The sequence below is a fragment of the uncultured Streptococcus sp. genome (assembly GCF_963536705.1).
GTDB lineage: Bacteria > Bacillota > Bacilli > Lactobacillales > Streptococcaceae > Streptococcus.
On the sequence record NZ_CAUTAP010000003.1, the window covers coordinates 123,219 to 142,366 of the forward strand.

A 19,148-nucleotide genomic window follows, 5' to 3' on the forward strand; every position below is an offset into this window, starting at 1 on the left:
GAATATCATGGTAAAAAATGCTGAAAATATTTTAAAAAAAGTCATTAGAGAACGCCCCCTAGAAAGTCACAAGGGCGATTACGGCCGTCTCTTATTGATTGGGGGGACCTATCCTTATGGGGGCGCCATTATCATGGCAGCTTTAGCGGCAGTCAATAGCGGAGCAGGTTTGGTGACTGTTGCTACAGATAGAGACAATGTCGCCCCTCTGCACAGTCATTTACCGGAGGCCATGGCCTTTGACTTAGAGGAGCAAGACCGATTGACAGAGCAGCTGGCTAAATCAGATTTAGTTTTGATTGGTCCAGGCCTAGCAGAGAATCAACTAGGTCTAGATATCCTACAAAAGGTAGTCCAGACTGTGGCAGAACAGCAGATACTAATCATGGATGGCGGAGCCATTTCTCTCTTTAGCAAAGAAGCTTTGCCATTTCCAAAATCCCAAACAGTTTTTACTCCTCACCAAAAGGAGTGGGAAGGCTTATCGGGTTTGAGCTTGTCAGATCAGACAGCAGCAGCCAATCAGGCGGCGGTCAATCAGCTGCCTCTAGGCAGTATTGTCGTGCAGAAAAAGCATGGAACGACCATCTATCAAAGCGGACAAGAGCAAGTCTTTGAGCTGACAGTAGGCGGACCTTATCAGGCAACTGGCGGAATGGGGGATACGCTGGCTGGTATGATTGCCGCATTTGCAGGACAGTTCAAATCAAGCAGTCTCTTTGAGCGAGTGGCGGCTGCAACCTTTCTTCACTCCCTTATCGCAGATGAACTGAGCCAGGAAGCTTATGTCGTCCTGCCAACGGCAATCAGTAGAGTCATTCCAAGGTGGATGAAGGAGATGAATCAGTAGACTTTTTCTTGGGTTTTAAGTCATCTGGGTTTCTTTTGTGGAAGCCCAGTTTTTTTCTTGCTTTTCAGGGGATTTTTAGACTTTGTAATCGGTTTTTTATGCAGTTTTTTGTTATAATAAAAGTTACGGAAAAACTAGAAATGAAAGGAAAAGGACATGCCAGAGTATTTGTCGGTTTCGACCTTGACCAAGTATCTGAAGATGAAGTTTGAACGGGATCCTTATTTGGAGCGGGTCTATCTGACTGGCCAAGTGTCCAATTTCCGCCGGCGTCCCAATCATCAGTATTTTTCATTGAAAGATGAGAAGGCCGTCATTCAGGTCACGATTTGGTCTGGTGTTTACCAGAAGTTGGGCTTTGAGCTGGAAGAAGGCATGAAAATCAATGTCATTGGCCGAGTGCAGCTCTATGAGCCCAGCGGTTCCTATTCTATTATCATTGAAAAGGCAGAGCCGGATGGTATCGGTGCCTTGGCTATCCAGTTTGAACAGCTCAAGAAAAAACTGGGCGCAGAAGGGCTTTTTCAAGAGAAATTCAAGCAGGCCTTGCCCCAATTTCCTAAGAAAATCGGCGTCGTAACCAGTCCCAGCGGAGCGGTCATTCGGGATATTATCACGACGGTCAGCCGTCGCTTTCCGGGAGTGGAGATTGTCCTTTATCCGACAAAAGTGCAGGGAGATGGGGCTGCAGCTCAGGTTGCTGACCACATCAGACTGGCCAATGAGCGGTCCGATTTGGATGTGCTGATTATTGGTCGAGGCGGTGGTTCTATCGAAGATCTCTGGGCTTTCAACGAAGAGGAAACAGTTCGGGCTATTTTTGAGTCTCGGATTCCTATTATTTCTAGTGTCGGCCATGAGACCGATACGACTTTGGCGGACTTTGTAGCAGATCGCAGAGCTGCGACTCCGACGGCTGCGGCTGAGCTAGCAACATCGGTCACCAAGCTAGACCTGCTGGGACATTTGCAGCAGCAGGAAAACCGCATGTCTCGAGCGATTTCCAATCGCCTGAGCTATTATCGAGAGCGATTGAATAAGCTAACCCAGTCTGTTATCTTCCGACAGCCAGAGCGGCTTTACGATGGCCATCTGCAGAAGTTGGATCAGCTCAACCTGCGACTAAAGCAAAAAATTCGCGAATATTATAGTGAAGAGCAACAGCGGGTCAAAATCTTGCAGCATCGTTTGGAAGCATTGAATCCACTCAGTCGCGTTCAGCGTTTTCAGGAGCAGACTGCCCAGTTGGAGCGTTTGCTGCGCAGCAATATGGCGGTCATTTATGATAACAAGGTGGCTCAAGTCAGGAGATTGTCCGAGGCCTTGCTTATGCTGGATACCAGTCGAATCGTGGCGCGTGGCTATGCTATTGTCCAAAAGAATCAAAAGGTTGTCGAGTCAAGTGCTGGCATTGAAGAAAAAGATGAGCTGACCCTGCTTATGCGGGATGGGCAGCTGGAAGTAGAGGTAAAACATGTCCAAAGAAAAGAAATTTGAAGAAAATTTAGCAGACTTGGAAGTCATTGTTCAAAAGCTGGAAAATGGTGACGTAGCGCTGGAAGAGGCAATTGCGGAATTTCAAAAGGGGATGAAGCTTTCAAAGGAACTACAGGCTAGTCTGGACAAGGCTGAAAAGACCTTGGTTAAGGTCATGCAGGCAGACGGCACAGAAACGGAAATGGAATGACAAGAAACGAGAAACTGGAAAAAATTGGTCTGACGATTGAAGATTTTTATAGGTCTCAGCAAGTGTCGTCGGATTTGACGGAAGTTATTTTGTATTCGGTGCAGGCAGGCGGCAAGCGGATTCGTCCCTTATTGCTATTGGAGTTGATTCAAGCTTTTGGTCTTGAGCTGGCTGAGGCCCACTATCAGGTCGCGGCGGCTCTTGAGATGATTCATACTGGCAGTCTTATCCATGATGATTTGCCGGCTATGGATGATGACGACTATCGTCGCGGCCGCTTGACTAGCCATAAGAAGTTTGGAGAGGATATGGCTATTTTAGCGGGTGATTCTCTCTTTTTGGACCCCTATGGACTATTGGCAAGGGCCGAGCTGCCTAGTCAGGTCAAGGTGGACTTGATTTCTGAGTTGTCTTTGGCAGCAGGGAGCTTTGGTATGGTTGCTGGTCAAGTGCTGGACATGCAAGGCGAAGGCCAAGCAATTAGTTTAGGAGATTTAAAAACCATCCATGCCAATAAGACTGGAAAACTTCTGACCTATCCTTTTGTCGCAGCTGGTTTGATTGTTCAGGCTCAGCAGTCTGTTCAAGACAAGCTTCGTAGGATTGGAGAGCTCTTGGGCTTGGCCTTTCAAGTGCGGGATGATATTTTGGATGTGACGGCCAGCTTTGAAGAGCTGGGTAAAACGCCGCAGAAAGATTTAGCTGCGGCCAAGTCGACTTATCCAGCCTTTCTGGGACTGGATGGAGCTAAGAACTTTTTCAATCACACCCTTGATGAAGCTGTGCTTATTCTGTCAGACTTGGAAGAGAAGACAGAGTTTTCAGGCGGAAAAATTCAAAAGATAATAGAAAGTTTGAGATTGAATGGCTAAGGAAAGAGTAGATGTGCTGGCCTACAGGCAAGGGCTCTTTGAGACCAGAGAGCAGGCTAAGCGTGGTGTAATGGCTGGACTGGTTATTGCTGCAGCCAATGGCCAGCGCTTTGACAAGCCAGGTGAAAAGATTGACGCAGCCACAGAGCTGCGCCTAAAAGGTGAGAAACTCAGATATGTCAGCCGAGGCGGCCTCAAGCTAGAAAAGGCTTTGCAAGTGTTTGATATTTCGGTAGCGGACCGAGTGACCTTGGATATCGGAGCTTCAACCGGCGGTTTTACAGATGTCATGCTGCAGCACGGAGCTAAGCTGGTCTATGCAGTAGATGTCGGTACCAATCAGCTGGCTTGGAAGCTCAGGCAGGATGAGCGGGTTGTCAGCATGGAGCAGTTTAATTTTCGCTATGCCCAAAGGGCTGACTTTGAGCAGGAGCCGAGCTTTGCCAGTATTGATGTCAGCTTTATATCGCTGAGTTTGATTTTACCAGCTCTGCATGAGATTTTGGCTCGGGATGGGCAAGTGGTTGCCTTAATCAAGCCCCAGTTTGAAGCAGGCCGCGAGCAGATTGGGAAAAAAGGGATTGTCAAGGATAAAAAGGTCCATCTGGCAGTTCTGGATAAGGTCACTGCATTTATGATGGAGGCTGGCTTTTCTGTCAGGGGACTGGATTTTTCACCTATTCAGGGCGGTCAGGGCAATGTGGAATTTCTGGCCTATTTAGAAAAAAGCATAGAGCCGCAGACTCTTGATTCAGAACTGATGACAGCTGTTGTAGAGGCGGCACACAAGGAATTTAAGGATGAATAAGAAGGATAGATTAGAAAAGATTAGACGGTTTGTCAGTGACTATGACATTGGTACACAGGAGGAAATTGTAGAACATCTCAGGGAATCTGGGATTACGGCGACCCAGGCTACGGTCTCTAGGGATATCAAAGAGCTGGGCATTGTCAAGATACCGCTCAAGGATAACACCTATATCTACGAGCTGCCTAAGACCATGACCAGCAGTCTGGGCTTGGCTGAAAATAACATATTGTCCTGTCAGGTCTTGGGAAATATGATCAATCTCAGTCTGGTACCGGGGAGCACAGCACTGGTCAAGCGTCATCTTAGAAATGAATTTGCTGAGGATATTTTCAGTATCTTGGCAGACAACGACAGTATTTTGATGGTTATGATGACAGAGGAAGCAGCTGCAAGGGTTGCAACCATCATTCACCATTGGTAGGAAAGCCTATGTTATTAGAAATTTCGATTAAAAATTTTGCCATTATTGAGGAGATTTCCCTTAATTTTGAGCAAGGTATGACGGTTTTGACCGGGGAAACCGGAGCCGGCAAGTCTATTATTATTGATGCGATGAACATGATGCTGGGCAGCCGTGCTACGACGGATGTTATTCGTCATGGGGCGCCCAAAGCTGAGATAGAGGGACTTTTTTCGCTGGAAAATAGCAGAGCTTTGCGAGAGATTTTTGAGGAGCAGGGTTGGGAGCTGACCGATGAGCTGATTATCCGTCGGGAAATTCTGCAAAACGGCCGCAGTGTCAGCCGTATCAATGGCCAGATGGTTAATCTGTCTGTTCTAAAGGCTGTCGGCCAGCATTTGGTGGATATCCATGGCCAGCACGATCAGGAAGAACTGATGAGACCCCAGCTTCATATTGCTATGTTAGACGAATTTGGAACAGCAGACTTTTTAAATCTCAAAGGCCGCTATCAGGAAACCTTTGACCGCTATCGAAGCCTGCGCAAGCAAGTCCTGACTTTGCAGAAAAATCAGCAGGAGCATAAGGCCAGAATTGAGATGCTGGAGTTTCAGATGGCGGAGATTGAGAGCGCAGCCCTCAAAAGTGGTGAAGATACTGCCCTGCATCAGGAGCGGGATCGCTTGCTCAATCACAAGCTCATTGCCGATACGCTGACGAACGCCTATACCATGCTGGATAATGAAGATTTTTCCAGTCTGACCAATGTCCGCTCAGCTATGAATGACCTTGAGTCTATCGAGGATTACGATCCAGCCTACAAGGAGCTTTCCGGCAGCTTGTCAGAGACTTATTATGTCTTAGAAGATGTCAGCAAGCGCTTAGAGGATATTTTAGATGGACTGGACTTTGACGGAGATCGGCTGCTCCAGGTGGAGAGTCGTCTGGATTTGATTAACAGCATCACACGTAAATACGGCGGCCAAGTAGATGATGTGCTGGATTACTTTGCTCAGATTTCCAAAGAATACAGCCTTTTAACTGGAAGTAACTTGTCCTCAGAGGATATGGACCGAGAGCTGAAGGCCTTGGAGAGAGAGCTGGTAGAGCTGGCCCAGGAGCTTAGTCAGGCTCGTCACGGACTAGCAGCCCAGCTGGAAGCAGAAATCAAGCAAGAGCTGCAGGACCTCTACATGGAGAAGGCGCGCTTTAAAGTGCAGTTCAGTAAGGGCAAGTTCAACCGTGAAGGCAATGAACAAGTAGAGTTTTACATCTCGGCAAATCCAGGCGAGGATTTCAAACCTTTGGTGAAGGTTGCGTCTGGCGGCGAGCTCTCCCGTCTCATGCTAGCTATCAAGTCTGCCTTTTCTCGTAAGGAAGGCAAGACCAGCATTGTCTTTGATGAAGTGGATACGGGTGTTTCTGGCCGAGTGGCTCAGGCTATTGCTCAGAAGATTCACAAGATTGGCTCCAATGGCCAAGTCTTGGCTATTTCCCATCTGCCGCAGGTCATTGCGATTGCCGATTATCAGTTCTTTATTGAGAAGATTTCGGATGAGAATTCGACCGTCTCAACGGTTCGCCTGCTGACGGCTGACGAGCGTGTTCAGGAAGTCGCTAAGATGCTGGCTGGTGAAGATGTGACGGAGGCTGCTTTGACTCAAGCCAGAGAATTATTAAAAAAATAAACAAGCGAGGCTGAGACACTAGTGTTTCGGTCTCCTTTAGGAGGTGACGAGTATGACAGAATATTTTGCAATCGGTGATGTCCATGGCAAGGCTGGTATGCTGGATGAGCTGATCCAGCATTGGGACGGTCGCAGCCAACTAGTCTTTCTAGGGGACTTGATAGATCGTGGCGAGGACAGCCGAGCGGTTTTGGAGCGGGTCAAGGATTTAGTGGATCAGAAAGGAGCTATCTGTCTTTCTGGCAATCATGAGTATATGTTTCTGACCTGGCTGGACAATCCTGAAAAGTCTTATGACCACTACCGACGCAATGGCGGAGATACGACGATTAATTCGCTTTTAGGCCGACCTCTTAATGCTCCTGTAGATGGAGTAGCAGACGCGGAACGTGTCAAGACGGAGACGGCCAATTTAGTAGATTTTATTCGCCAGATGCCTTTCCTATTGGAGACGGAACAGTACATTTTTGTTCATGCTGGTCTAGATTTGGAGCTGAAAGACTGGCGAGAAACCAGTGATTATCAAAAAGTTTGGATTCGCGCGCCTTTTCACGAAGGCAGCAATCAGACTGGCAAAACGATTGTCTTTGGCCATACACCAACATTTTATCTCTTACATAAGGCACTGGGAACTAATCAGCTATGGATGACTGAGGATGACAAGATTGGTATGGATGGCGGAGCTGTCTATGGCGGAGTCCTCCACGGAGTTCTCTTTGGTCATAATGGCATCATAGAGCGGTATGCCATAAAAAATGATGGTTTAGTAGCCGAAGACTGAAAAAAAGATTGGGAAAATCCAATCTTTTTTTGCTGAGATTCTCTCTGAAAATCAGTTTTTTTCCAAAATTTCCCCCCATAAAGCTAAAAATGCTGCATGTAAACACTTTTTCATCTAATTTTAAAGAAGCGCAAAAGGATTAAAAATCTAAAACAGGCAGATTAAATTTAGGAAACGCTTGGCCTGAGCTGTGATTTTAGCGAATATTCCCCCACAAAACCATAAAAATTTGGTATAATGTAGTGTAATAACAAGTTAAAATTTAGATACAGAGTAGGAAATCTATGACAAAAATAAAAATCGTAACTGACTCATCCGTAACCATTGAACCGGAGGTTGCTAAGGAATTAGACATTACAATTGTGCCTCTCTCTGTTATGGTGGACGGGGTGGTCTATTCGGATGCAGACCTAGAGGAAGGTGAGTTCCTTCGTCTTATGCAGTCTAGTCGCAATCTTCCTAAAACCAGCCAGCCGCCCGTCGGAGTCTTTGCTGATGTTTTTGAGCACTTGGCAGGGGATGGAGCGCAGATTATCTCCATTCACATGTCTCACGCCTTGTCAGGGACTGTCGAAGCAGCCCGTCAAGGAGCGACTTTGGCTAATGCTGATGTGACGGTTGTTGACAGCTCTTTTACTGATCAGGCTATGAAGTTCCAAGTCACCGAAGCAGCTAAACTGGCCAAGGAAGGAGCTAGCCTGGAGGAGATTTTAGCTAAAATTGAGGAAGTAAAGGAAAAGACAGAGCTCTATATCGGTCTCTCTACCTTAGAAAATCTGGTTAAAGGGGGCCGTATAGGCCGAGTTTCTGGTCTGATTAGCTCCCTGCTCAATATCCGAGTTATCATGCAAATGAAGGACCATCAGCTGGAGCCCATTGTCAAGGGAAGGGGCGCTAAGACTTTTAAGAAATGGCTGGATGATTTGACAGTAAGTCTGCAAAACAAGCAAGTGGCTGAAATTGGAATTTCCTATGCAGGCAGTCCAGAATTGGCGCTAGAAATGAAGGAAAGTTTACAGCCGTATGTCAAGAAACCTATTTCAGTGCTGGAAACAGGGTCTATTATTCAGACGCATACTGGGGAAAATGCTTGGGCTGTGCTGATTCGTTACGAATAAAACCATAATAATTTAGAAAATAGCGGTTTAGTACTTGACCTGAATGCTTTTTTTAGATATGATAATATTTGTTAGGGTTATTAACCCAGAAAAAATTTGGAGGATTTGTTAAATGGCTAACAAACAAGATTTGATCGCAAAAGTGGCAGAAGCTACAGAATTGACTAAGAAAGATTCAGCAGCAGCAGTTGACGCTGTATTCGCCGCAGTTTCAGAATACCTTTCAAAAGGTGAAAAAGTTCAATTGATCGGTTTTGGTAACTTTGAAGTTCGTGAGCGTGCAGCACGTAAAGGTCGCAACCCTCAAACTGGTAAAGAAATCAAAATCGCAGCTTCTAAGGTACCAGCTTTCAAAGCAGGTAAAGCTCTTAAAGACGCTGTAAAATAATTTTGATTAATAAAGCCTGATACACTTGCCTCTGGCGAGTATGTCAGGTTTTTCTTTTTGCTCTCAATTCTTGAGCTCAATAAAATATTTAGGTGCTTCTAGAAAGTTGATTTATGAACTTTCTTGGAGTTTTTATTTTGCAGTAAAGTGAAGGAAATTGTCTCTAATCAAAAGAGAATGATAAAGGACAAACATTTTTAAAGACTTAAAATAAAAAGTTTAAAATTTTAGCAAAAGTGCTTTTAAATCATAGGTGTTTATGATAAAATGAAGGGAACATTTCTTTTTGTGTAATGATTGCGAGATCATTGAAAAAGTTTAGGAGGTAAGAAATGAAATGGAAACCACTTCAGGGCTCACTGCGCCCTGTTAATCCTTATGGCAGCAAATTTCGCCTGCTGATGGGATTATTTGTTGTGCTTTTTTCAATCTTTCTGCTCCCCATTCAGACCTTGTCTGCCTTGGAGGAGCTGAAGGATGGCACGGATTTGTCCAAGTTGAATATTCATAAGTTTGACTTGAATGTTAACAATGTCAGTGTTCTCTCTAAGTCGGAGGCAATTGAACAGGTTCATCTGACTAATCCAAACTATGAGTATCTGGGAGCAGTTTATCCTGGAGAAATGGAAAATTTCACCATCAAGGTAGACAAGTCTCAAAAAGCAGATCAGGTCTTTAATAAGCCGCTTTCTCTTAAGTTTTCTAATGTGGGAACGGCTTATGGAAAACAAGTAGATGCCTATCTGACTTTTAATAAGGTAACACTCCACTATCTGAGCTCATCTACAGCAGAAGCTCAGATGAATGATGCTCAAAAAAATGCAGTTGAATTTTTCTCTATTTCAGAGTTGTGGGAGAGAAGCGCTTTTGAGATTGGGAATATCCCATATGTGGATGCGGCCCATAATAACATTATGAACAAAGCTTTCTGGGTGGAGGCTGATGTTACAGCAGAGCTACGCTATGCGGATGGTTCGGATACAGATTTGAAGTTGGTTATGAAACCGACTGACATTGATGTAGTTGACGGCTTTGGTCTAAAAGAGTCTTTCTATATTAATGATTATAAAAATGCTGTTGATAAGCGCTTGATGAACAATGCCAATGCTTTGAATCAAACAGATCAGAGCGGTCGAACAATTTGGGAAGCAACGACTTCAACTAGCGGTGCTGCTAATGAAAACAACATCTCTGGTTTGGCCGTTCGTTCTGCAGATAACACGTTGAATTTCGGTTATTTATCAACAGAAGCTTGCTCGGCAGTCTTTGGTCTTTATATTGAAAAAGTTGATCCCAAGCCTGTCTTAGAAGTGGATCCAGTTAAGATTCCAGCTAAGGAAGGTCAAGAGGTGACTTATAAGGGAACCTTCAAGATTCCAGTTCCTGGTAAGGATATTTTGGCTACCCCGACTACTATTGAGATGACTGAAACCTTTAACGAGCGTCTGGATTACAAGGAGCTCAAGGTTGAGGCTGGCGGTAATGCCTTGCAGGAAGGTCGTGATTACACGATTGAAAAGAAAGGCCAGACCGTTACGGTCAAGATGACACCTGAGTATGTTAAAGCAAATTCTTCTCAGGATATTGTCATTACCTACAAGACTGCAACTAATCAAAAGGTAGCAGAAAAGGGTGCTGCAACGATTGAAAATACAGTGACTTTAAAAGTAGACAATCTTTCAGCACCATCTAATCAAGTTACTACTGACTTGCTCTATGAAAAGAAACATGAATTTGTCAGTGGCACTGCTGGTAAGGAACTCCCGCAGGAAATCAAAGACCTAACACCAGAAACAGAAAAGAATCTGGAGAATGGTACTAAGACCACCCCGACACAACCGGCTAAGACGGAAGTGCAGACCGCCGATGGAACTTGGATCTTTAAGTCTTACGACAAGGCAGAAGAGACGATTAACGGAGCAGATGCGCACTTTGTTGGTACATGGGACTTTACACCAGCGCCAACCTATAAGGCGACCCATGAATTTGTCAGTGGAACAGCAGGTAAAGAACTGCCACAAGCAGTGAAGGATTTACTTCCAGCCGACAAGCCTGATTTGGCCGACGGCACGAAAGCCACTCCAACCCAGCCATCTAAGACAGAAGTGAAGACCACTGATGGTACTTGGACTTTCAAGTCTTACGACAAGGCTGAAGAGACCATTAATGGAGCGGACGCTCACTTTGTTGGTACATGGGACTTTACACCAGCGCCAACCTATAAGGCGACTCACGAGTTCGTTAGTGGTACATCAGATAAGGAATTGCCACAAGCAGTGAAGGATTTGCTTCCAGCCGACAAGCCTGATTTGGCAGATAGCACCAAGGCTACTCCAACACAACCAGTCAAGACGGAAGTGAAAACAACCGACGGTACATGGATCTTCAAGTCTTACGATAAGAACGAAGAGACGATCAATGGAGCAGACGCTCACTTTGTTGGTACCTGGGACTTTACACCGGCGCCAACTTACAAGGCAACTCACGAGTTCATTAGTGGTACAGCAGGTAAGGAATTGCCACAAGCAGTGAAAGACTTGCTTCCAGCCGACAAGCCTGACTTGGCAGATGGCACGAAAGCCACCCCGACACAGCCGGCTAAAACAGAAGTGCAGACTGCCGATGGCACTTGGACCTTTAAGTCTTACGACAAGGCAGAAGAGACGATTAACGGAACAGATGCGCACTTTGTTGGTACATGGGACTTCACCCCAAATCCAACTTATAAGGCGACACACGAGTTCGTTAGTGGTACAGCAGGTAAGGAACTTCCACAAGAAGTGAAAGCTTTGCTTCCAAGCGATAAATCTGATTTGGCAGACGGCACTAAGACCACTCCAACGCAACCAGTCAAGACAGAAGTTGAAACATCTGATGGCACTTGGATCTTCAAGTCTTACGATAAGGCTGAAGAAACCATCAATGGAGCGGACGCTCACTTTGTCGGCACTTGGGACTATACTCCAGCTCCAACCTATAAGGCTACTCATGAGTTCGTTAGTGGAACAGCAGGTAAGGAATTGCCGCAAGAAGTGAAAGCTTTGCTTCCAACTGATAAATCTGATTTGGCAGACGGCACTAAGACCACTCCAACACAGCCGGTCAAGACAGAAGTTGAAACCTCTGATGGCAGCTGGAGCTTCCAGTCATATGACAAGAACGAAGCAATCATTAATGAAGCAGACGCTAAATTTGTTGGAACTTGGACGTTTGTGGCAAAACCAAGTCCGGCACCAACCTACAAGTCTACACATGAATTTGTCAGTGGCACAGCAGGTAAGGAACTTCCACAAGAAGTGAAAGCTTTGCTTCCAAGCGATAAATCTGATTTGGCAGACGGCACTAAGACCACTCCAACGCAACCAGTCAAGACAGAAGTTGAAACCTCTGATGGCACATGGAGCTTCCAGTCATATGACAAGAACGAAGCAACCATTAATGGTGCAGATGCCAAATTTGTTGGAACTTGGACGTTTGTGGCAAAATCTAGTCCGGCACCAACTTACAAGGTGACCCACGAATTCGTTAGTGGCTCAGCAAGTAAGGAATTGCCTCAGGAAGTGAAATCCTTGCTTCCAGCTGACAAGCCTGATTTGGCAGATGGCACTAAGGCCATTCCAACACAGCTAGTCAAGACAGAAGTGAAGACCGCCGACGGCACTTGGACCTTCAAGTCATACGATAAGAACGAAGAGACCATCAATGGAGCGGATGCGCACTTTGTCGGTACTTGGACTTTTGCAGCTGACTCAACTACGCTTACTGGCAGTGTGATCTGGATTGACAATGATAACGGTGCAGGTCGCCGAGCACAGAGTGTCCTTGTTCACTTACTTGCAGATGGACAGGATACAGGCATCAGCGTAACTGTTGATGAGGCAATGGGCTGGAAATACAGCTTTGAAAACCTGCCTCGCTTCAAGGATGGAAAAGAAATCGTCTATAGTGTCCGCGAGGACGAAGTGGAAGGTTACAGCAATCAAGCTGAAGGTATGAATGTAACCAATCGCTTGCTTGTAGATGCTCAAGTTAAAGAGATTGGCAAGAAACGAATTCTGCCTAAGACTGGCCAAGATACATCTATCTGGATGCTGATTCTTGGATTCTTGACTCTTGGAGGAGCAGTTGGCTTGACCAAACGTCAGCGTGACTAAGATTAAGCTTCAGTAAAAAGATTTGAAAATCTAGAATATATGAAAAGTTTGTTATCTCAACTTTTGTTGGGGATAGCAGGCTTTTTATTTTTCAAGGAAATATAAGCATTATAAGCAGTCAAATGCTTGAATTTTTCATAAAATTAAAAATAAGCTTGTATTTTTCTAGTAAGCATGGTAAACTATTTTAGTAAAAAATTATACAAAGGAGACTGTTGATGAAGACAAAAACATTAGCACTTGTAAATGGACTTGTTGGACTTATTGGTGGTATTATTCTACTTTTGTGGCCTTTCTTCATTTGGGTTTTTTATTTTATGCTAGGTGTATTTGACATCCTGAAAATTGCAATCCTAGCTTTGGGAATTGCTGGTATTGTCTACTATAAGGATGACAATCGTCTGGGACCAGCAGGCTCTATCTTGATGATTGTAGGTGGAATTTTTACCTTTAATGACTTCTTGGGCTGGATTGGTGCTATTCTTTCTATTATAGGCGGTTCCCTTTATTTAGCAAGCTTGAAGAGATTCCAAGCATAGAGCGAGGATTGAAAAAAATACTAGTTTAAAGCTTGCATTGCCTTAAATGGATAAGCAATCATGCAGAAGCAGGAGGCTGAACTTTGGTTAGTTCTGTCCTGCTTTTTTCTTTTTAGCTTATTTACAATCATTCTTAATAGCCAAGTAAGCCTAGTCATGGTATAATGGTAATGACTTAGATAAGAGGCTATAACGGAGTAAATAATGAAACAAGAACATCAGCATGACTTTGACCAAGTAATTGGCCATTTGCGCGCCAAGGGTGTGCGCATTACAGAAACGCGGAAGGCGGTAATTGACTATATTATCCAAAGTCACGACCATCCTAGCGCTGAAATGATATATCAGGACTTGAAGCCCAATTTTCCTAATATGAGTCTGGCAACAGTCTATAATAATCTCAAGGTTCTGATTGATGAGGGTTTTGTCGCTGAGCTCAAGGTTCGCAATGATACGACGACCTACTTTGACTTTATGGGCCATCAGCATCTCAATGTCATCTGTGAAAAATGCGGCCGTATTGCTGATATGGAGCTGGAACTTCCGGATGTGAAGCATGAAGCTGAAGTGCAGACTGGCTACCACATCACCCAAAGCCAGACGACTGTCTATGGCCTCTGCCCCCAATGCCAGCAAGAGGCGGTGTGACTGCGAGGATGATTAGGAGCTTTTTGGAGCCTAAAGACGAACAAAGTTTTGACTCGCTTCGCAAGTTCTATCTGCAACTTCAAAGCAGTACTTTGAGCCATCGGCTACTGCGTCAAGATTCTTTTTCAAATAAAAAGTAAGGCTAGAACTTATGTCTCTTAGCCTTTTTCTATGTGTTTTAGCAAGGCATGTTCGCAGGATGAGGATATCATCTGAGCTTAGAGACGTTGATATCTAGTCAAGTACAGCACTTAGCAAGATCAGATATTTTAAGGATAATCCCTTATATACTTATGCTATTATTTTACAGGCCAATTCTCTTTTGATATAATGAAAGCAGAATAAAGCCTTGTACAAAGAGATTCAAAGAGTTCTGAAGGATTTACAATATAGGTAAATTCGTCATAAGTCTGTAGTATCGAAATCTTTAAGGGGTATTACTTTGTGGGTAGGGTAGATTTTTAGGAGGTCTTATGTTCTGGAGAAGAGATTGGGAGGAAGAGATATCAGGAAGCAGAGAATCGCCTTTTTTGGAATGCCGTCATCTTCTCTTTGAAGAGGAAGCTGGCTATCCCATTTGTCCTTCTTGCGGCAAGCTAATAAAGGAAAATCTTCCTCAAAACAGTGTGGATCGCTCACGTCTTTATCTGATTTATCAAAAAGTGAAGCGACTCTGGATTATGAAATGGAAACTTATTATAATCACTCTAATTGCATTTATATCTTATAGTTTTCCAATAGATTTTAGTAATTGGCTTTTGAGGAATGGAGACTATGGTTTTAGAGACTTTTTTCCTATTACACCTCATACACCGCTAGTATCTGACTTTACCTACATTGCTTATCTTCCTCTTTTTATCTTCTTTTTTATTGGAGAGCGTTCTAGGCGTTTCACTAGCTTTTCTTTGGGCTTCGTTCGTTTTCATAAAATCATCTATTCCTTACCTGTGCAGCTAGCTTTTTTCTTGGCAGTATTTGCTGGGATTAATCAAGTAATGCCAGGTGTCTACAAGGTGATTGGAGATAATTACATATCAAAGTATGATTACCTAACTTCGGATCAGCACGTCAGGGGGGTAGAGCTTTTCATTTTTGTCAATATGCTCTCTATCTGGATTGTGTCTGGCTTACTGCTTATTTATCAGTTGATAGACAGGAGACGGACTTGGTGGCTCAAGGAAGCCAACGAGGTTTATCTATCTGGTGGGTGTTAGGGCAAAAGTTTCTGCTCGGAAATACAAAAGCGCTTTCTTGCTGAAAAACGTCTGATTTGACGAAATAGGCTAGCTTTTTAGGCGAAAATTTTGTAAAATAGAATAGATAAACGGGGGTTTCCTCGGAAAATAAAAGGAGAATCCATCTAATGGTAAAATTAGTTTTTGCTCGCCACGGTGAGTCTGAATGGAACAAAGCGAACCTTTTCACTGGTTGGGCTGATGTTGACTTGTCTGAAAAAGGTACTCAGCAAGCAATCGACGCTGGTAAACTGATTAAAGAAGCTGGTATCGAGTTTGACCAAGCTTACACTTCAGTATTGAAGCGTGCGATTAAGACAACTAACCTTGCTTTGGAAGCGTCTGATCAGCTTTGGGTACCAGTTGAAAAATCATGGCGTTTGAACGAGCGTCACTATGGCGGTCTGACTGGTAAAAATAAGGCAGAAGCAGCTGAGCAATTTGGTGATGAGCAAGTGCATATCTGGCGTCGTTCATACGATGTATTGCCTCCAAACATGGATCGCGATGATGAGCACTCAGCACACACTGACCGTCGTTATGCTTCACTTGACGACTCAGTAATTCCAGATGCTGAAAACTTGAAAGTGACACTTGAGCGTGCCCTTCCATTCTGGGAAGACAAGATTGCTCCAGCTTTGAAAGATGGCAAAAATGTCTTTGTAGGTGCACACGGTAACTCTATCCGTGCTCTTGTGAAGCACATCAAACAATTGTCTGACGATGAAATCATGGATGTGGAAATTCCAAACTTCCCACCATTGGTATTCGAATTTGACGAAAAATTGAATGTAGTAAAAGAATACTACCTTGGAAAATAAGCTTAAAGGAATCTGAGATTATTCTCAGGTTCTTTGCTTTTCCAGAGAGGAAGGACAAGGATTGTTAGAAGCCTAGCTAGTAAGTCTTTTCTGTTCAGCGGTTTGACAGACTTCCTCTTAACTCGTCCATATTTTCAGATTTTCTATCAGTTTTGAAACATTCATCGAGCTGGATTTATGGTAAAATAAAGGTCAGAACTTTTACTAGAATGAGAGAGAAGATGGCAAGGAAGAAGAGAAAATTTGACAGTCATTCCATCACCAGAAGGCTTTATCTACTGTTTGGAATCGTGATGTTTTTGTTTTTAGCCTTGATTGCCCGTCTAGGCTATATGCAGGTGGTCAATCAGGACTTTTATACGGATAAGTTGGCCAAGGCCAGCAAGACCAAGATTACCACTAGCTCAGTACGTGGGCAGATTTATGATGCTACCGGCAAGCCCTTGGTGGAAAATACGACCAAGCAGGTGGTGACCTATACACGGGATAATCGTCTGACGGCTGGTGAGATTCGGGCGACAGCTCAAAAGCTCCTGACCTATGTCAGTGTCAGCGATACAGAGGTGACGGATCGTCAAGAAGTGGATTATTATTTGGCGGACAGCGCAGTCTATCAGGAAGTAGTAGAAAAGCTGCCCAAGGACAAGAAATTTGATACAGATGGCAACCGCCTGCCTGAGTCCAAAATCTATAAGGCGGCAGCTGAGAGCATTGACCCTAAGCAGCTGGGCTATACGGATGAGGAAAAGAAAGCCATCGTTCTCTTTAGTCAGATGAATGCAATTTCCAACTTTTCGACGGGAACCATCCAGACAGATGCGCTGACAACAGAGCAGGTGGCTGTACTGGCTTCCAGCAGCAAGGAGCTGCCAGGTATCAGTGTCTCAACAGGCTGGGACCGCAAGGTCTTGGATACCTCACTGGCTTCTATCGTGGGTAATATCTCGACAGAAAAGACTGGACTTCCGGCTGAGGAAGTGGATGATTACCTGAAAAAAGGCTACTCCCTCAATGACCGGGTGGGGACCTCCTATCTGGAAAAGCAGTATGAGTCAGTCCTGCAAGGCAAGCGAGCTGAGAAGGAGATTCATCTGGACAAAAATGGTAATATGGAGAGTGTGGAAAATATCTCTGACGGCAGTAAGGGAGACAATCTCAAGCTGACGGTGGACTTGAGCTTCCAGCAGGGAGTAGAGGACATTCTCAAAAATGCCTTTAATGCAGAGTTGGCTAGTGGCAATGCGACCTACTCTGAGGGTGTCTATGCCGTAGCTATGGATCCCAATACTGGCGCTGTCTTGGCTATGGCAGGCATCCGGCATGATCTGGAAACGGGAGAAAGCTCAGTCGATGCTCTGGGGACCATGACTAATGTTTTTGTTCCGGGATCTGTGGTCAAAGCTGCAACATTGACCTCGGGCTGGGAGAATAATGCCATTAGCGGCAACCAAGTCCTGACAGACCAGCCGATTAGCTTTGGCGGTACGGACAGTATCACTTCTTGGTTTACCCAGTATGGTTCACGTGCTATCACAGCCCAAGAGGCCTTGGAATACTCTTCCAATACCTATATGGTGCAGGTAGCGCTGAAGATGATGGGGACGCCTTACTCAGCGGATATGAAGCTGGATTTTGATGAGCTGGATCCGTCCATGAAAAAGCTGCGGTCGACCTTTGCAGAGTATGGTCTGGGAACTTCAACAGGGATTGACCTACCAAATGAGTCCACAGGCTATCTTCCAGACAAGTTTACCTTTGCCAACTATCTGACCAATTCTTTTGGCCAGTTTGACAACTATACAACGCTTCAGCTGGCTCAGTATGCTTCAACAGTAGCTAATAACGGCAAGCGTGTAGCTCCGCATATCGTTGAAGGCATTTACGGCAACAGTGACCAAGGAGGACTCGGTGATTTGGTGCAGAAAATTGACACCAAGGAGCTGAACCAGGTTAATATCTCTGACGAGGATATGAGCATTATCAAGCAAGGCTTCTATCAAGTGGTTCATGGCAGCAGTGGCTTTACGACTGGCCGGACTATTTCTCAGGGAGAGAGTGTGCCAATCAGTGCCAAGACTGGTACGGCTGAGACCTTTGTGGACAAGGGCAAGAAAGAAGCCATCAATACCAATGTCGTGTCCTATGCACCGAGTGAGAAGCCGCAGATTGCGGTGGCGGTGGTGTTCCCTCACAATACGAACCTATCTTCTACTGTCAGCCACAGTATCACTCGCGATATTATCAATCTTTACAACCAACAACACCCTATGAATTAGTGCTCAATGAAAATCATCGGCAAACGGAGAAAGCTTAAGTTGTCAGTGCTCAAGTGCAGCAATCTGGTTTGAGGAGATTTTTTGAGAATAGAGAAAGGATTTTATGCTTTACCCAACCCCTATCGCCAAGCTGATTGACAGTTTTTCAAAGCTGCCCGGCATTGGCATCAAAACAGCCACTCGACTGGCTTTTTACACTATTGGCATGAGTGATGACGATGTCAATGAATTTGCCAAGAATCTGCTGGCAGCTAAGCGTGAGCTGAGCTACTGTTCTGTCTGCGGCAACCTGACGGACGAAGACCCTTGTGCAATCTGCCAAGACCAGTCGCGCGATCAATCGACTATTCTGATTGTTGAGGACAGCCGAGATGTGTCAGCCATGGAAAATATCCAGGAATACCACGGACTTTATCATGTCTTGCATGGCTTGATTTCGCCTATGAACGGCGTTGGACCGGATGATATCAATCTCAAGAGTCTGATTACTCGTCTGATGGATAGTGAGGTGACGGAGGTGATCGTCGCGACCAATGCGACTGCGGATGGCGAAGCGACTTCCATGTACATCTCACGGGTTCTGAAGCCCGCTGGGATTAAGGTGACTCGCCTAGCGCGTGGTTTAGCAGTTGGCTCCGACATTGAGTATGCGGATGAGGTTACGCTGATTCGCGCTATCGAAAATCGGACGGAATTATAAACATAAAGGATTTTTCTGGCTCTAGCTGGCTGGAAGAGTCCTTTTTTCTGTTCAAAAATGCTGGGAATTGTGATATACTAAAACGGACTGATACAGAAGCTCCTGCTTAGAAGAATCGACTAGCTAGGTAGATGCAAAACCAAGCTTTTGAACTTGATTCTTCTCGGGCTGGCAGCTTTT

18 protein-coding genes are annotated in these 19,148 nt (G+C 44.8%); all 18 read left to right on the forward strand.

Annotated elements, in window-relative coordinates; genetic code table 11:
* Positions 1 to 7 precede the first annotated feature (7 nt).
* The 18 genes from RWX26_RS03020 (at position 8) to recR (ending at position 18,968) form a co-directional block, all read left to right on the forward strand.
* Complete coding sequence (locus RWX26_RS03020; protein WP_002911974.1) at positions 8 to 850, forward strand: NAD(P)H-hydrate dehydratase; 843 nt, start codon at positions 8 to 10, stop codon at positions 848 to 850.
* Positions 826 to 1,062, forward strand: coding sequence for an initiator RepB protein (locus RWX26_RS03025; RefSeq protein WP_080555591.1), 237 nt, complete (start codon positions 826 to 828; stop codon positions 1,060 to 1,062). Before RWX26_RS03020 ends, RWX26_RS03025 begins: the two co-directional genes overlap by 25 nt.
* Positions 1,007 to 2,347 (forward strand): exodeoxyribonuclease VII large subunit, encoded by a 1,341-nt coding sequence (gene xseA / locus RWX26_RS03030; RefSeq protein WP_002911976.1) that lies wholly within the window; start codon positions 1,007 to 1,009, stop codon positions 2,345 to 2,347. Before RWX26_RS03025 ends, xseA begins: the two co-directional genes overlap by 56 nt.
* Positions 2,325 to 2,537: an exodeoxyribonuclease VII small subunit gene (locus RWX26_RS03035; protein ID WP_002896137.1), complete on the forward strand. Its 213-nt coding sequence runs from the start codon at positions 2,325 to 2,327 to the stop codon at positions 2,535 to 2,537. The genes xseA and RWX26_RS03035 overlap by 23 nt, the downstream gene beginning before the upstream one ends.
* Positions 2,534 to 3,409: a polyprenyl synthetase family protein gene (locus RWX26_RS03040; protein WP_002911977.1), complete on the forward strand. Its 876-nt coding sequence runs from the start codon at positions 2,534 to 2,536 to the stop codon at positions 3,407 to 3,409. Before RWX26_RS03035 ends, RWX26_RS03040 begins: the two co-directional genes overlap by 4 nt.
* Positions 3,402 to 4,217: a TlyA family RNA methyltransferase gene (locus RWX26_RS03045; protein ID WP_002911978.1), complete on the forward strand. Its 816-nt coding sequence runs from the start codon at positions 3,402 to 3,404 to the stop codon at positions 4,215 to 4,217. Before RWX26_RS03040 ends, RWX26_RS03045 begins: the two co-directional genes overlap by 8 nt.
* The gene (locus RWX26_RS03050) at positions 4,210 to 4,641 is read left to right on the forward strand and encodes an arginine repressor (RefSeq protein ID WP_002911979.1); all 432 of its coding nucleotides are present in this window, start codon (positions 4,210 to 4,212) and stop codon (positions 4,639 to 4,641) included. Before RWX26_RS03045 ends, RWX26_RS03050 begins: the two co-directional genes overlap by 8 nt.
* Positions 4,642 to 4,649: 8 nt before the next feature.
* Complete coding sequence (gene recN / locus RWX26_RS03055) at positions 4,650 to 6,308, forward strand: DNA repair protein RecN (RefSeq protein WP_314579056.1); 1,659 nt, start codon at positions 4,650 to 4,652, stop codon at positions 6,306 to 6,308.
* A gap of 52 nt (positions 6,309 to 6,360) precedes the next feature.
* Positions 6,361 to 7,089: a metallophosphoesterase gene (locus RWX26_RS03060; protein WP_314579058.1), complete on the forward strand. Its 729-nt coding sequence runs from the start codon at positions 6,361 to 6,363 to the stop codon at positions 7,087 to 7,089.
* Positions 7,090 to 7,373: 284 nt separating this feature from the next.
* Complete coding sequence (locus RWX26_RS03065; RefSeq protein WP_002907029.1) at positions 7,374 to 8,207, forward strand: DegV family protein; 834 nt, start codon at positions 7,374 to 7,376, stop codon at positions 8,205 to 8,207.
* 112 nt (positions 8,208 to 8,319) lie between these two features.
* Complete coding sequence (locus tag RWX26_RS03070; protein WP_006596762.1) at positions 8,320 to 8,595, forward strand: HU family DNA-binding protein; 276 nt, start codon at positions 8,320 to 8,322, stop codon at positions 8,593 to 8,595.
* A gap of 332 nt (positions 8,596 to 8,927) precedes the next feature.
* Positions 8,928 to 12,749, forward strand: coding sequence for an LPXTG-anchored SHIRT domain periscope protein (locus RWX26_RS03075; protein ID WP_314579060.1), 3,822 nt, complete (start codon positions 8,928 to 8,930; stop codon positions 12,747 to 12,749).
* Positions 12,750 to 12,967: 218 nt separating this feature from the next.
* Positions 12,968 to 13,288 (forward strand): hypothetical protein, encoded by a 321-nt coding sequence (locus RWX26_RS03080; RefSeq protein WP_227970215.1) that lies wholly within the window; start codon positions 12,968 to 12,970, stop codon positions 13,286 to 13,288.
* A 204-nt stretch (positions 13,289 to 13,492) separates the two neighbouring features.
* On the forward strand, positions 13,493 to 13,936 hold the full coding sequence (locus RWX26_RS03085; RefSeq protein WP_002896119.1) for a Fur family transcriptional regulator: 444 nt from the start codon (positions 13,493 to 13,495) through the stop codon (positions 13,934 to 13,936).
* A gap of 473 nt (positions 13,937 to 14,409) precedes the next feature.
* Complete coding sequence (locus RWX26_RS03090; RefSeq protein ID WP_227970216.1) at positions 14,410 to 15,150, forward strand: hypothetical protein; 741 nt, start codon at positions 14,410 to 14,412, stop codon at positions 15,148 to 15,150.
* Positions 15,151 to 15,299: 149 nt separating this feature from the next.
* Complete coding sequence (locus tag RWX26_RS03095; protein ID WP_002900876.1) at positions 15,300 to 15,992, forward strand: phosphoglycerate mutase; 693 nt, start codon at positions 15,300 to 15,302, stop codon at positions 15,990 to 15,992.
* A gap of 209 nt (positions 15,993 to 16,201) precedes the next feature.
* Positions 16,202 to 18,268 (forward strand): penicillin-binding protein PBP2B, encoded by a 2,067-nt coding sequence (gene pbp2b, locus RWX26_RS03100; RefSeq protein ID WP_314579069.1) that lies wholly within the window; start codon positions 16,202 to 16,204, stop codon positions 18,266 to 18,268.
* Positions 18,269 to 18,371: 103 nt separating this feature from the next.
* Positions 18,372 to 18,968, forward strand: a complete 597-nt coding sequence (gene recR, locus RWX26_RS03105) for a recombination mediator RecR (RefSeq protein ID WP_002897999.1) — start codon at positions 18,372 to 18,374, stop codon at positions 18,966 to 18,968.
* The last annotated feature ends 180 nt before the right edge of the window (positions 18,969 to 19,148 follow it).

What these genes read in the sequence shown, in the direction of transcription:
- recR (WP_002897999.1), top strand. Translation starts at nt 18,372, where the DNA reads ATGCTTTACCCAACCCCTATCGCCAAGCTGATTGACAGTTTTTCAAAG.
- RWX26_RS03065 (WP_002907029.1), top strand. Translation starts at nt 7,374, where the DNA reads ATGACAAAAATAAAAATCGTAACTGACTCATCCGTAACCATTGAACCG.
- pbp2b (WP_314579069.1), top strand. Translation starts at nt 16,202, where the DNA reads ATGAGAGAGAAGATGGCAAGGAAGAAGAGAAAATTTGACAGTCATTCC.
- RWX26_RS03045 (WP_002911978.1), top strand. Translation starts at nt 3,402, where the DNA reads ATGGCTAAGGAAAGAGTAGATGTGCTGGCCTACAGGCAAGGGCTCTTT.
- RWX26_RS03040 (WP_002911977.1), top strand. Translation starts at nt 2,534, where the DNA reads ATGACAAGAAACGAGAAACTGGAAAAAATTGGTCTGACGATTGAAGAT.
- RWX26_RS03095 (WP_002900876.1), top strand. Translation starts at nt 15,300, where the DNA reads ATGGTAAAATTAGTTTTTGCTCGCCACGGTGAGTCTGAATGGAACAAA.
- recN (WP_314579056.1), top strand. Translation starts at nt 4,650, where the DNA reads ATGTTATTAGAAATTTCGATTAAAAATTTTGCCATTATTGAGGAGATT.
- RWX26_RS03035 (WP_002896137.1), top strand. Translation starts at nt 2,325, where the DNA reads ATGTCCAAAGAAAAGAAATTTGAAGAAAATTTAGCAGACTTGGAAGTC.
- RWX26_RS03070 (WP_006596762.1), top strand. Translation starts at nt 8,320, where the DNA reads ATGGCTAACAAACAAGATTTGATCGCAAAAGTGGCAGAAGCTACAGAA.
- RWX26_RS03060 (WP_314579058.1), top strand. Translation starts at nt 6,361, where the DNA reads ATGACAGAATATTTTGCAATCGGTGATGTCCATGGCAAGGCTGGTATG.
- RWX26_RS03085 (WP_002896119.1), top strand. Translation starts at nt 13,493, where the DNA reads ATGAAACAAGAACATCAGCATGACTTTGACCAAGTAATTGGCCATTTG.
- RWX26_RS03050 (WP_002911979.1), top strand. Translation starts at nt 4,210, where the DNA reads ATGAATAAGAAGGATAGATTAGAAAAGATTAGACGGTTTGTCAGTGAC.
- RWX26_RS03075 (WP_314579060.1), top strand. Translation starts at nt 8,928, where the DNA reads ATGAAATGGAAACCACTTCAGGGCTCACTGCGCCCTGTTAATCCTTAT.
- xseA (WP_002911976.1), top strand. Translation starts at nt 1,007, where the DNA reads ATGCCAGAGTATTTGTCGGTTTCGACCTTGACCAAGTATCTGAAGATG.
- RWX26_RS03020 (WP_002911974.1), top strand. Translation starts at nt 8, where the DNA reads ATGGTAAAAAATGCTGAAAATATTTTAAAAAAAGTCATTAGAGAACGC.
- RWX26_RS03090 (WP_227970216.1), top strand. Translation starts at nt 14,410, where the DNA reads ATGTTCTGGAGAAGAGATTGGGAGGAAGAGATATCAGGAAGCAGAGAA.
- RWX26_RS03080 (WP_227970215.1), top strand. Translation starts at nt 12,968, where the DNA reads ATGAAGACAAAAACATTAGCACTTGTAAATGGACTTGTTGGACTTATT.